Source organism: Pseudomonas sp. PAMC25584 (assembly GCF_058135675.1).
Genome location: NZ_CM176870.1, coordinates 3,671,913 through 3,684,366 on the forward strand (window position 1 = coordinate 3,671,913; position 12,454 = coordinate 3,684,366).

Consider the following 12,454-nt stretch of genomic DNA (forward strand, 5'->3'; position numbering starts at 1 on the left):
TAGGCGCGGCCTTGTCCGAACCCTCGAAACATTTCGAATAAACTTCGCCGGCTTGCCTCTTTTTTCTCAAGGACACGTACTTTGACCAACGTCTGTTCCGCCGGCCTGGATGTGGGCTTTGCCTCCCTGGATTACCTGCAGATTTTCATCCTGGGCGTGATCCAGGGCATTACCGAGCTGTTGCCGGTGTCGTCCACCGCCCATATGCGTGTGGTGCCCGCCCTGCTCGGCTGGCAGGACCCGGGCTCGGCGTTTTCGGCGGCGATGCAACTGGCCGCGCTGGCAGCGGTGGTCAGTTACTTCTGGCGCGATGTGCGCCAGGTGGTCACCGGCAGTATTGGCGCGGTACGCCAGGGTGATTACAACAATCAGTGGTTCAAGCTGGCGGTGGCGATTGTGCTGGCGACCATTCCGATCGGCATTGCCGGCCTGGCGTTGTCCTCGACCTTGAATGCGTGTAACTCACCGCTGCGCGGGCTGATGGTGATCGGCATTGCCTGCGTGGTGATGGCGGTGTTGCTGGCGGCGGCCGAACTGAGTGCGCGGCATACGCGCAAGGTGAGTGAAATGCGCCTGCGCGACGCGCTGATCGTCGGCATCGCACAGATTGGCGCCTTGATTCCTGGGGTCTCGCGCTCCGGTTCCACGCTGACCGCCGCGCTGTTCCTCAACTTCAAGCGTGAAGAAGCCGCGCGTTTCTCGTTCCTGCTGGGCCTGCCGGCTATCGCCCTCGCCGGTTTGAAGGAGCTGTGGGTGCTGCTGCACGCCGACATGCCGGCCCATGCCTGGCCGCACTTGCTGTTCGGCCTGGTGGTCGCCAGCGTCTCGGCGTTCTTCGCGATCTGGGGCCTGATGAAGTTCCTGGAGCGGTTCTCCACCTGGCCGTTCGTGATCTACCGCGCACTGCTGGGGATCTTCCTGATCGTGGCGGTCAGCACCGGGTTGTTGAGCTAAGCCTCAGGGGCGCAACGGCGCGGCATCGACCTTAACGATCGAAATCGCGCGCATCGTGCCGCTCCGGCAACTGCTCTTCGAGCGGCCCGGACACCCGGTTGACCCGCCGCCCGCGCTGCACCGCCGGCCGCGCGTCGATCGCATCGGCCCAACGCAGCACGTGCTTGTAATCCTGCACCGAGAGAAACTGCGCCGCGTCATACAAGCGGCCTTTGACCAGGCCACCGTACCAGGGCCAGATGGCGATATCGGCGATGGTGTATTCGTCACCGGCAATGTACTCGCTCACCGCCAGGCGCTGGTCGAGCACATCCAGCTGGCGCTTGGTTTCCATGGCAAAGCGGTTGATCGGGTACTCCATCTTGCTCGGCGCATACGCGTAGAAATGCCCAAAACCACCCCCCAGGTACGGCGCGCTGCCCATCTGCCAGAACAGCCACGACAGGCACTCGGCGCGAGCCGCGGGTTCAGTGGGGAAGAACGCGCCGAATTTCTCCGCCAGGTACTGCAGGATCGCGCCGGACTCAAACACGCGAATCGGCGTAGCACCGCTGCGGTCGAGCAAAGCAGGGATTTTCGAGTTCGGGTTCACCGCGACAAAGCCGCTGCCGAACTGGTCGCCGTCACCGATCTTGATCAGCCAGGCGTCGTATTCCGCACCGGTATGCCCGAGGGCCAACAGCTCTTCGAGCAGGATCGTGACTTTCTGCCCATTCGGCGTGGCCAGCGAGTACAACTGCAACGGGTGTTTGCCGACCGGCAGGGTCTTGTCGTGGGTCGCCCCGGCGATGGGGCGGTTGATACTGGCGAACGTGCCGCCACTTTCGGCGTCCCAGGTCCAGACCTTGGGGGGTACGTATTCGGTCATGCTCACGGCTCCTGATGTGCTTGCGGTCAACGAAGCGTTCCAGACTAAACCAAAGGCAGGTGGCGCGTCACACCAGCAGCGCCGCGCCCACCGTAATGGGCGGCGCACGGGCATTGCGCGTTCAAACATTGCACAGACCGAACGAGTGCCTTTTAATCTTCCAGGCACCGCAATTCACCCGGCATCAATGGAGGCTTTATGAGACTGATCGGAATGCTCGACTCACCCTACGTGCGTCGCGTGGCCATTTCCCTGGAACTGTACGGCGTGGATTTTATGCATGAGCCCTTGTCCGTGTTCAGCACCTACAGCGAATTTGCGCGGATCAACCCCGTGGTCAAGGCCCCGACCCTGGTGCTGGACGATGGCACCGTGTTGATGGACTCCAGCCTGATCCTGGATTACCTCGAAGCCCTGGCCCCGGCCGACAAAAAACTGCTGCCGCAGGCCCCTACGGCACGCGCCAAAGACCTGCAACTGCTCGGGCTGGCCCTGGCGGCCTGTGAGAAAAGCGTGCAGATCGTGTATGAACACAACCTGCGGCCGGCCGAGAAGCAGCATGCGCCGTGGCTTGAGCGCGTCAACGCGCAATTGCTGGCCGCGTATACGCTGCTGGACCAACACCTGAGCCAGACCGACAACGAAGCGCTGACCCAGGCCTCGCTGACGGCGGCGGTCGCCTGGTCCTTCAGCCAGTTCACCGTGGCCTCGGTCGTCAAGGCGGACGCGTTCCCCCATGTGCAACGCCACGCCGAGCGACTGGAGCAGCATCCAGCCTTCAAGCGCTGCCCGATCGTGTAACCCGCTCTACACCCAGCCGCCATCGACAATAAAGTTCTGCGCCGAACACATCGCCGACGCCTGCGAAGCGAGAAACAGCGCCATGTTGGCGATGTGTTCCGGCAATACGCTGCCAGGCAGGCACTGGCTGCGGCTGATCAGTTCCTTGGCAGCGTCGTCGACCCACATCATCAGTTGTTTTTCGGTCATCACCCAGCCCGGCACCAGCGTATTCACGCGGATACGGTCCGGGCCCAGTTCGCGCGCCAGCGCTCTCGTCATGCCGTGGGCGGCGGCCTTGCTGGCGGCGTACACCGGGTAGCCGGCGGAGGCCATCATCCAGCCAACGGAGCCCAGGTTGATGATCGAACCGCCGCCCGCCCGCTTCATCATCGGCACCACGGCCTTGGTGGCAAAAAAGGCGTGCTTGAGGTTGACGGCAATCAGCTTGTCGAAGGTCTCCGAGTCGACTTCCTCCAGGGTATGACGCACGTCGTTGGCGGCATTGTTCACCAGCACGGTGATCGGCCCCAGGGCGTATTCGAAGCGCGCAATCGCGGCCTTGTAGGCAATCTCGTCGGTGATGTCGCAATGCCCGAACTCGACGGTATGCCCCTGGGCACTCAACAACGCGGCCAGGCGCTCGCCCTGGCCTTGCGCGCGATCGACGAAAGCCACCTTGGCCCCCTGCCCGGCGAAGGCGCGCACCATGAATTCGCCGATCCCCGAAGCGCCTCCGGAAATCAACACGGTCTTGCCCTTAAGGTCGGGATAAACGGCCTGTTCAGTACTCATATCAAGGTTGCCTCGATCAATTAGTCTTATTTTATTTTACGAAATCGGCGTTTAAGGCTATAAATTTGCGGTCACACCGACAAAATATCGCACATTAGTAGAACTATTCCACTCAAAACAACAAAAGGAAGTTCGACCATGAAGCACCCTCGATACCTGCTGTCCGGCCTTGCCTTGTCCATGCTGATCGCCAGCGGTGGCGCGCAAGCGGCCGGTCTGTCCAGTGAACATAAACCGTTTGGGAAAACCAACGACGGCAGCGCCGTCGAGCAATACATATTGCGCAACAGCCATGGCATGCAAGCCACGGTGATCACCTATGGCGGCGTGTTGCAGGCGCTGAAAGTGCCGGACAAGCACGGCAAGGTCGAGGACGTGGTGCTCGGCTTCGACGACGTGCAGGGCTATCAGCGCGGCACGGCGTTTTTTGGCGCGACCATCGGCCGCTTCGGCAATCGCCTGGCTGGCGGTGCGTTTGAACTCGACGGCAAGCGCTATCAGGTGCCACTCAACGATGGTCCCAATTCGCTGCATGGCGGCGCCCAGGGCTTCGACAAGCGCGTGTGGCAAGCCAAGCCCGTCAAGGACAAGGATTCGGTCGGCGTAACCCTGACTTACCTGTCCAAGGACGGTGAGATGGGCTTTCCCGGCAACCTGACCACCGAAGTCACGTATCGGCTCAACGACAACAACGAACTGCACATCGACTACAAGGCCACCACCGACAAACCGACGGTGCTCAACCTCACCAACCACAGCTATTTCAACCTCGCCGGCGCGGGCAACGGCGATATCCTCAAGCAGGTGGCGACGTTGCATGCCAGCCACTACACGCCAGTGAATGCGACCTTGATCCCCACCGGCGAACTGGCGCCGGTCAAGGGCACGCCGATGGACTTTCTCCAGCCCACTGCCATCGGCCAGCACATCAAGGACGATCATCCGCAACTCAAATTCGCCGAGCCGAAACAGGGCGGGTTTGACTTCAACTGGGCACTGGACACCCAAGGCGATCTCAAACAACTCGCCGCCGACGTGTACGACCCCGACTCCGGCCGCCGTTTGCAGCTCTACACCACGGAACCTGGAGTGCAGTTCTATACCAGCAACTTCCTCGATGGCTCGGTGAAGGGCAAGGCAGGCAAAACCTACAAGCACTGGAGCGGTTTCACGCTGGAGACCCAGCACTTTCCCGACGCGCCGAACCAACCGAAGTTTGCCTCGACACGCCTGGACCCAGGGCAGACCTACACCCAGCGCACCGTCTTCAAGTTCTCCGCCGATTGAGGCTGGCGGCCGGCTTACCGGCGACCAAAACACGGTCGCAGGCAAGCCGGCGTCCGGATCTATTGTGATGCAAATAGTCCCCAAAACCGTGCTTGGCTGCTATTGTGCCGCGCTTTGAAAAGCCGCCGCCTACCAGCAAGGAAATGGACGTTGAACACTGACGAAAAAATGACCGGGGACCTGTTCGAGGTGGATAAGCGCCTGTCACTCAAACCCGTGGTGGACTTCAACACCTACCTGCGCAACGCGTTTGGCGACGGCCCATGCACCTGCGTGCGCTGTGCTGCCAGTGGCGGGGATGAAACCGGCTATGCGTTCCAGCACACCTTCAACCTCGACGCCAAACCCACCCACCGCCGCTTTGCCTCGACGGCCGGCAGCGATGTGTTGTTGATGTTGAAGAAGGCGTGGCTCTCGTACACCAAGGCGGAATTGCCGCTCAGCGGCGTGCTGGCGTTGCCGACGGTAAAGGAGTTTGTCGAGCCGCAGTTGCACAAACGCCTGGCGCCGCTGTTTCTGGCCAGCGGGTTGGCAAAGGAGGTGGACGGCGAACTGCGCATCCAACCGCAGGCGATGGCCTGATCCCCTCCCCTGAAAACCACCGAAATCCAATTTGGGGCTCAGGCGCCGGGCGCTATAAATCGATGATCCGCGTGCCTGCAATCGTCTGTGCAAAACCCACGCCGAACAGGCCTGCCGGGGTTGCAAAACCTACACGCCGCTCGCCGCCGAGTACGCGACGTGCGGCTTCCACGGCGGCCAGCGGCGTGTAGCTATAGCCATTGACGGTCTCGATCACGGAGCGCGCAACGCTGCCGTCGGCAGCGGTCACTTCGGCCACGGCGCGGGCGCGGTGGGCATCGCGTTGCGCCTGGTTGGGGCCGTCGGGCAGTTGTGACAGGTCACCGTCGGGGAAGGCCTCGCCAGTGATATGCACGAACATGGCGATATTGGGAATGCCCGTGGAGTGCCACGCGGTGACCAGGTCGCCAAACGAAAGCGGTGCGCACAAGACCGGACCGGCGCCGAAATCCAGGTGTTGCGGTGGCGCGTCCGGGGTGGCGACCAGGTGACCATCGATGCGCGCCAAGACGCCGGCGCCGATGATCTCGCCGACACTCATCGCCGAACCACGCGACATGGCGCCGGGCACCTGCAGCGCGATCCTCAGCGCATGGGGTTGCTGCACGCGGCTGGCGACGTGCATCGCCAGACTGTCAGTGGGAACCACGTCCCAGCCCACGCCAGGCAGCAGCATCACGCCGGCCTCACGGGCGTCAACACCGAGTTGCTCGGCCAGCCGGTACACATTGATCTCGGCGGTGATGTCGAGGTAATCGGTACCGCTGGCGATACAGGCGCGCATCAATGGCTGGGCGGTGTGTACGAACGGCCCGGCGAAATTGAGCAGGACGTCGATGCCCGTGAGGCTGGCGGCGGCATGCTCATCCGCGCTGAACACACGGTAGGCAACGTCCAACTGTGCGGCGAGAGCTGCCAGGGCCGTTGCGTTGCGGCCCGCAATCACCAGGTCGAGCCCGAGTGCCTTGGCGTGCTCGGCCGCCATGCGCCCGGTGTAGCCGGTGGCGCCGTAGATCATCAACGTTTTCATAAGGTGTACTTCCAATCAGATGAGGTAACCGCCCGCGACTTCAATCGTCTGGGCATTGATCCAGCGGCCTTCCTCAGACAGCAGCATCGCAATCACCCGTGCTACGTCTTCAGGCTCGCCGACGCGGCCCAGGGCGGTTTGCCCGGCCAGTAGCGCTTCGAATTCATCGTTCAAGCCACCGCCCAGTTCGGTGCGAATGGCGCCAGGGGACACCGCGTTGGCGCGGATACGCCGCGCGCCGAACTCCTTGGCCATGTAGCGGGTGAGCACATCCAGGCCGCCCTTGAACGCGGCATACGGTGCGACGCCGGCAGTGGCGACACGGGTGGTAGCGCTGGTGAGGTTGACGATGCCGGCATGCTCTTCCAGCAGCGGCAGCAAGGTTTGGGTGAGGAAGAACGGGCCCTTGAGATGCACATTGAACAGGCCGTCGAACTGCGCCTCGGTCACCGACTCAAGGGGGTTGAACAGACCGTAGCCAGCGTTGTTGACCAGCCCGCTCAAGCTGTTCACGCCCCACGTGGCGCTCAGGGCCAGTGTCACTGTGTCGCGAAAGGCCGCGAAAGCACTCACATCGGCGACGTCCAGTTGCAGCGCGAGCGCCTTACCGCCGGCGGCTTCGATGCGCTGCACCACCGCCTGTGCCGCGTCGGTGTTACGGTTGTAAGTGAGGATCACGCCGTGGCCCTGGCGGGCACACCATTCGGCGGTACTGGCACCGATTCCACGGCTGCCTCCGGTAATCACGATGACGCTCATGGCCTGCTCCACTGTCGAAAAGTTAAGTGACCACAATAGCGATCGCCCTACCCTGGGACGCTGCCGTTCCTACTCCAATCCTGCCTGTTTCTGCTTTTCCCTTGCGCAAGGTTCATCAGTGGGATCAGCATGGCTCTCATGAATAATCAATTGATCGAACTGCGCGCCTTGGCCGCCAAGGCGGAAAACCGTCGCACCGAGACTGGCATCCCGCGCGTGGCGATGGTCCAGGGCGCGATTCCGGAGCATATGCTCGCGGCCGTGTACGACCCGATGATCAACCTGATCCTCCAGGGCAGTAAGTGCATGACCGTGGGCGACCGCACCTTGCATTACGACCCGGCGACGTATTTTGTGATGTCCATCGAGTTGCCCGCCGTGGGGGTGGTCAACCCGGCGAGTACCGGTGAGCCGTACCTGGCGGTCAGCCTGACCCTGGACCCGACGGTGCTCAGCACCTTGCTCAATGACCTGCCGGCGCCCAGCGGCCGCGGCGAGCAGGAAGCCGGGTTTTCCGTGGCGGCGGTGACGCCTTCATTGATGGACGCTTGGGTACGCATGCTGCGCCTGATGGGCGATCCGGTGGCGATTGCAGCCCTGGCGCCAGCCTACGAGCGGGAAATCCTCTACCACGTGCTGCAAGGCCCGCACGGTTGGATGCTGCGGGAAATCGCCGCGCCGGACACCGCCATGGCGCGGGTCAGCCAGGCGATCCAGTGGATCCGCCGCGACTTTGCCGAACCGATCCGGGTAGACGCGCTGGCTTCGCTGGCGGCGATGAGTGCTTCGGCGTTTCATCGGCACTTCAAGGCGGTGACCAACCTGAGCCCGTTGCAGTATCAGAAACGCGTGCGCCTGCTGCACGCGCGCACATTGATGGTGGCCAGTGCGAGCAGCGTGACCCAGGCCGCGTTCGAGGTGGGGTATGAAAGCCCGACCCAATTCAGCCGGGACTACGCACGGGTGTTCGGCTTGCCACCGGCACGCGATACGGCGCGGATTCTCAGCGCGACTAAAGGATAGAGCGGCTAAAACCGTCGTCTGACGGCCTCAGCACAGGCTCGGGTTTTGCATTGATCACAAGGAGTTTCGGATGACCACACCCAGCAAGAAGATGAGCCTGTTGGGCCTGACCACCCTGGTAGCGATTAACATGATGGGCTCGGGGATCATCATGTTGCCGGCCAGCATGGCGCAACTGGGTGCGATTTCGCTGCTGTCGTGGGTCGTCACCGCGCTCGGTTCAATGGCGATTGCCTACGGCTTCGCCCAATGCGGGATGTTCTGTACCCGCACCGGCGGGATGTCGGCGTATACCGAGGAGGCCCACGGCAAGTCGGGGTTTTTCCTGTGTTCGTTTCTGTATTTTCTGTCGCTGATCATCGCCAATGTGGCGATTGCAATTTCGGCGGTGGGCTATTTGTCATCGTTTATTCCGTGGCTGGGTAGCGGGCCGGTGCCGTTGTTGGTCGGCAGCCTGGCGCTGATCTGGCTGACCACCGTGGCCAACTTCGGCGGCCCGCGCATCACTGGGCGCATCGGTGTGGTGACGGTATGGGGCGTGATCATTCCAGTGGCGGGGCTCTGTGTGATCGGTTGGTTCTATTTCAAGCCCGAGGTGTTCACGGCCGCCTGGAACCCACACCAACTGCACCTGTGGGACGCCGTCAGTGCGAGTATTCCTCTGACCCTGTGGGCCTTTCTTGGCATGGAGTCGGCCGCCCAGGGCTACGATGCGGTGGAGAACCCCAACCGCACCGTGCCCCTGGCCTGCCTGCTCGGCACGCTTGGGGTGGCCGTGGTGTATGTGCTGTCGACCTCGGTGATCCAGGGCATCGTGCCCAATGCCGAACTGGCCGCGTCCTCGGCACCGTTTGCGCTGGTTTACGCGCAGATGTTCAACCCCGGGGTCGGCCAGCTGATCATGGCGCTGGCGGTGCTAGCCTGTATCGGTTCGTTGCTGGGCTGGCAATTCACCCTGGCGCAAACGGCCAAGATGTCGGCGGACCAACGCCTGTTTCCGCGCTTTTTCAGCCGCGTCAGCGCCGCGAATGCGCCAGTGCTGGGGTTGCTGGCCTGTGCCACGCTGCAAAGCCTGATTGCCTTGTCGACCATCTCGCCCACTGCCAGCGCGCAGTTCAGCAAACTGGTGAACCTGGCGGTGGTGACTAACCTGTTGCCTTATGTGACCGCCCTCACCGGCTTGCTGGTGATGATGTATAAGGCGCACGCCAGCGCGACGGTGCAGGCGCGCAATACGCTGGTGGTGCTGGTGGCCGTGGGGTATTCGCTGTATGCGATTTATGCCTGCGGTGAAGACGCGGTGTTTGGCGCGATGCTGGTGCTGGCGTTCGGGTATCTGTTGTATGGCTTTCTGGCCAAGCGGTTTGTCGGGGAACAGGTCTATCCCCCTGACAGATGAAGATCAAAATGTGGGAGGGGGCTTGCCCCCGATAGCGATGGTTCAGTCAATGCATGTATCGACTGGCGCCGCAATCGGGGGCAAGACCCCTCCCACATTTTCTACCGAGTGCGTTTATTTACGCGCCGCCTCCCACTGTTTGAGCAGGTCGCCGTAGGCCACGGTTTCGCCTTTGGGTTTCTCGTTGGCCAGTTTCGGCTTCGGCGCGCCCGGCTGGTCGAACCAGTATTGGGCGTCGCGTTCCGGGTTCATTTTCGGCCCGCACACCGGTTGCACTTTGGAACGCTCCAGGCGCGCCATGATCGCGTCTTGCTCCTTGGCCAGATTGTCGAGCGCTTGTTGCGGGGTTTTCTCGCCACTGGCGGCCGCTGCGATGTTGCTCCACCACAGTTGCGCCAGGCGTGGATAGTCGGGCACGTTGGTGCCGGTCGGGGTCCACTCCACCCGGGCCGGGCTGCGGTAGAACTCCACCAGGCCACCGAGTTTCGGCGCCAGGTCGGTCATGGCTTGGGAGTTGATGTCGGACTCACGAATCGGCGTCAGGCCAACGATGGTTTTCTTCAGCGACACGGTTTTCGAGGTGACGAACTGCGCGTACAGCCAGGCCGCGAGTTTCTGCTTCTCAGGCGTCGATTTGAGGAAGGTCCAGGAACCCACGTCCTGATACCCCTTCTTCATGCCCTTTTCCCAATACGGCCCGACGGGCGATGGCGCCATGCGCCATTTCGGCGTGCCGTCGGCGTTTACCACAGGCAGGCCCGGTTTGGTCATGTCGGCGGTAAACGCGGTGTACCAGAAGATCTGCTGGGCGATATTGCCCTGGGACGGCACCGGGCCGGACTCGGAGAAGGTCATGCCCGCCGCTTCCGGTGGCGCATAGGCTTTCATCCAGTCCACGTATTTCTGCGTGGCAAACACGGCGGCCGGGCCGTTGGTGTCGCCGCCACGGGTCACGCTGGAGCCCACCGGGTGGCAGTCCTCCACGCGAATGCCCCACTCATCCACCGGCAAACCGTTGGGCAAACCCTTGTCGCCACCGCCGGCCATGGAGAACCAGGCATCGGTGAAGCGCCAGCCCAGGGACGGGTCTTTCTTGCCGTAGTCCATATGCCCATAGATGCGCTTGCCGTCGATTTCCTTGACGTCTTCGCTGAAGAATTTGGCGATGTCTTCGTAGGCCGACCAGTTCACCGGCACGCCGAGGTCATAGCCGTACTTCTCCTTGAACTTGGCTTTCAGCTCGGGACGTTCGAACCAGTCGGCGCGGAACCAGTACAGGTTGGCGAATTGCTGGTCGGGCAACTGGTAGATCTTGCCGTCCGGCGCGGTGGTGAAGGAGATCCCGATGAAGTCCTTGATGTCCAGGGTCGGCGAGGTGAAGTCCTTGCCTTCGTTGGCCATCAGGTCGGTGATGGATTCGGTCTTGCCGTAGCGAAAGTGCGTACCGATCAAGTCGGAATCGTTGACCCAACCGTCATAGATGTTCTTGTCGGACTGCATTTGGGTCTGCAGTTTCTCCACCACGTCGCCCTCCTGCAGCAGGTCGTGGGTCAGCTTGATGCCGGTGATTTCACTGAAGGCCTTGGCCAGTACCTTGGATTCGTACTCATGGGTGGTGAGGGTTTCCGACACCACGTTGATCTTCATCCCACGGAACGGTTCGGCGGCCTTGATAAACCACTTGAGTTCCTCGAGCTGCTGGTCGGCCGTGAGGGTCGACGGTTTGAACTCGCTGCCGATCCATTTTTTCGCCGCATCTTCATACGCATCGGCCCAGGCCGTGGCGCTCAAACCACTGAGGGCCAGTACGGCGGCCAATGAAATGCTATGTCGCAGCTTATTGTTTTTATCGAACATAGAGACCTCCTGGTTGTTTATTCATACGGAGCGCTAGCCCCAACGCATCACAGACAACAGCCACACCACAGACAGCGCGGACGCCACCCAGATGCTCCAGTCGGTTACGCCGATCACCAGCAGGTGCAGGTAGGCGCTTCCGAGAAGACCGATAAACAAACGATCACCACGGGTGGTGCTGATCGGCAAAAAACCGCGCCGAGGGATACTCGGCGAGCGCAGTTCCCAGGTGGTCATGCCCGCCAGAATCAGGGCGATACCGCCAAAGAACAGCGCGGTCGGGGTGGTCCAGGCCATCCATTCCATCATCGACTCCTCAGACCCGGCCCAGGGCAAAGCCCTTGGCCACGTGGTTGCGCACAAACCAGATCACCAGCATGCCGGGCAGGATGGTCAATACCCCCGCCGCTGCCAGCACGCCCCAATCGATCCCCGACGCCGAGACGGTGCGGGTCATCACCGCCGCGATGGGCTTGGCGTTGACCGAGGTCAGCGTGCGCGCCAGCAGCAGTTCGACCCAGGAAAACATGAAGCAGAAAAACGCCGTCACGCCGATGCCGGAGCCAATCAACGGGATAAAAATCTTCACAAAGAACTTGGGAAAGGAGTAGCCGTCGATGTAGGCCGTTTCGTCGATTTCCTTGGGCACGCCAGACATGAAGCCTTCGAGAATCCACACCGCCAATGGCACGTTGAACAGGCAATGCGCCAAGGCCACCGCGATATGCGTGTCGAACAGGCCGATCGACGAATACAGCTGGAAAAACGGCAGCAGAAACACCGCCGGTGGCGCCATACGGTTGGTCAGCAGCCAGAAGAACAGGTGCTTGTCGCCCAGGAAGCGATAGCGCGAGAACGCATAGGCCGCCGGCAGCGCCACGCTCAGGGAGATCACGGTGTTCAGGCTCACGTAGTACAGCGAGTTCAGATAACCGGTGTACCAACTCGGGTCGGTGAAGATCACCTTGTAGTTGGCCAGGGTAAAATGCTGCGGAAACAGCGTGAGCCCGCCGAGGATTTCGGTGTTGCTTTTGAAGGACATGTTCAGCAGCCAGTAGATCGGCACCAGCAGGAACAGCATGTAGATCAGCAGCGGTATGAGTTTGCGCTTGCTCATGTT

At 61.7% G+C, this 12,454-nt stretch carries 13 protein-coding genes; 6 read left to right on the top strand and 7 right to left on the bottom strand.

Going from position 1 to position 12,454, the window contains the following annotated elements; all coding sequences use genetic code 11:
- Positions 1-81: 81 nt before the first annotated feature.
- Complete coding sequence (locus tag ACS5Q8_RS16720; protein ID WP_276197626.1) at positions 82-954, top strand: undecaprenyl-diphosphate phosphatase; 873 nt, start codon at positions 82-84, stop codon at positions 952-954.
- 31 nt (positions 955-985) lie between these two features.
- Here the strand turns inward: ACS5Q8_RS16720 and yghU are convergent, their stop codons facing one another.
- Positions 986-1,822: a glutathione-dependent disulfide-bond oxidoreductase gene (gene yghU / locus ACS5Q8_RS16725; RefSeq protein ID WP_443695286.1), complete on the bottom strand. Its 837-nt coding sequence runs from the start codon at positions 1,820-1,822 to the stop codon at positions 986-988.
- Positions 1,823-2,020: 198 nt separating this feature from the next.
- Here yghU and ACS5Q8_RS16730 point away from each other — a divergent pair, with 198 nt between their 5' ends.
- Positions 2,021-2,623, top strand: a complete 603-nt coding sequence (locus ACS5Q8_RS16730; RefSeq protein ID WP_426100899.1) for a glutathione S-transferase family protein — start codon at positions 2,021-2,023, stop codon at positions 2,621-2,623.
- A 6-nt stretch (positions 2,624-2,629) separates the two neighbouring features.
- Here the strand turns inward: ACS5Q8_RS16730 and ACS5Q8_RS16735 are convergent, their stop codons facing one another.
- Positions 2,630-3,397 carry an SDR family NAD(P)-dependent oxidoreductase gene (locus ACS5Q8_RS16735; protein ID WP_276197623.1) on the bottom strand — a complete coding sequence of 256 codons (768 nt, stop codon included), beginning with the start codon at positions 3,395-3,397 and terminating at the stop codon, positions 2,630-2,632.
- 138 nt (positions 3,398-3,535) lie between these two features.
- Here ACS5Q8_RS16735 and ACS5Q8_RS16740 point away from each other — a divergent pair, with 138 nt between their 5' ends.
- Both ACS5Q8_RS16740 and ACS5Q8_RS16745 read left to right on the top strand, forming a co-directional pair.
- On the top strand, positions 3,536-4,684 hold the full coding sequence (locus ACS5Q8_RS16740) for an aldose epimerase family protein (RefSeq protein ID WP_276197622.1): 1,149 nt from the start codon (positions 3,536-3,538) through the stop codon (positions 4,682-4,684).
- 150 nt (positions 4,685-4,834) lie between these two features.
- Positions 4,835-5,266 (top strand): hypothetical protein, encoded by a 432-nt coding sequence (locus ACS5Q8_RS16745; RefSeq protein WP_276197621.1) that lies wholly within the window; start codon positions 4,835-4,837, stop codon positions 5,264-5,266.
- Between the two features lie 52 nt (positions 5,267-5,318).
- Here ACS5Q8_RS16745 and ACS5Q8_RS16750 read toward each other — a convergent pair whose 3' ends face one another.
- Both ACS5Q8_RS16750 and ACS5Q8_RS16755 read right to left on the bottom strand, forming a co-directional pair.
- Entirely contained in the window at positions 5,319-6,296 is a 978-nt protein-coding gene (locus ACS5Q8_RS16750) for a saccharopine dehydrogenase family protein (protein ID WP_443700032.1), read from the bottom strand.
- A gap of 15 nt (positions 6,297-6,311) precedes the next feature.
- The gene (locus tag ACS5Q8_RS16755; RefSeq protein ID WP_276197619.1) at positions 6,312-7,055 is read right to left on the bottom strand and encodes an SDR family NAD(P)-dependent oxidoreductase; all 744 of its coding nucleotides are present in this window, start codon (positions 7,053-7,055) and stop codon (positions 6,312-6,314) included.
- 138 nt (positions 7,056-7,193) lie between these two features.
- Here ACS5Q8_RS16755 and ACS5Q8_RS16760 point away from each other — a divergent pair, with 138 nt between their 5' ends.
- Positions 7,194-8,078, top strand: coding sequence for an AraC family transcriptional regulator (locus ACS5Q8_RS16760; RefSeq protein ID WP_426100889.1), 885 nt, complete (start codon positions 7,194-7,196; stop codon positions 8,076-8,078).
- 70 nt (positions 8,079-8,148) lie between these two features.
- Positions 8,149-9,477: a putrescine-ornithine antiporter gene (gene potE, locus ACS5Q8_RS16765; RefSeq protein ID WP_276197617.1), complete on the top strand. Its 1,329-nt coding sequence runs from the start codon at positions 8,149-8,151 to the stop codon at positions 9,475-9,477.
- 114 nt (positions 9,478-9,591) lie between these two features.
- Here the strand turns inward: potE and ACS5Q8_RS16770 are convergent, their stop codons facing one another.
- From ACS5Q8_RS16770 to ACS5Q8_RS16780, 3 genes are read right to left on the bottom strand one after another with little or no spacing between them, the layout of a single operon-like run.
- Entirely contained in the window at positions 9,592-11,334 is a 1,743-nt protein-coding gene (locus ACS5Q8_RS16770) for an ABC transporter substrate-binding protein (RefSeq protein WP_443697394.1), read from the bottom strand.
- A 33-nt stretch (positions 11,335-11,367) separates the two neighbouring features.
- A complete protein-coding gene (locus tag ACS5Q8_RS16775) occupies positions 11,368-11,640 on the bottom strand; it encodes a DUF2160 domain-containing protein (RefSeq protein WP_247397802.1) in 273 nt (90 codons plus the stop codon).
- A 10-nt stretch (positions 11,641-11,650) separates the two neighbouring features.
- Positions 11,651-12,451, bottom strand: a complete 801-nt coding sequence (locus ACS5Q8_RS16780; RefSeq protein ID WP_276197616.1) for a carbohydrate ABC transporter permease — start codon at positions 12,449-12,451, stop codon at positions 11,651-11,653.
- Positions 12,452-12,454 lie beyond the last annotated feature (3 nt).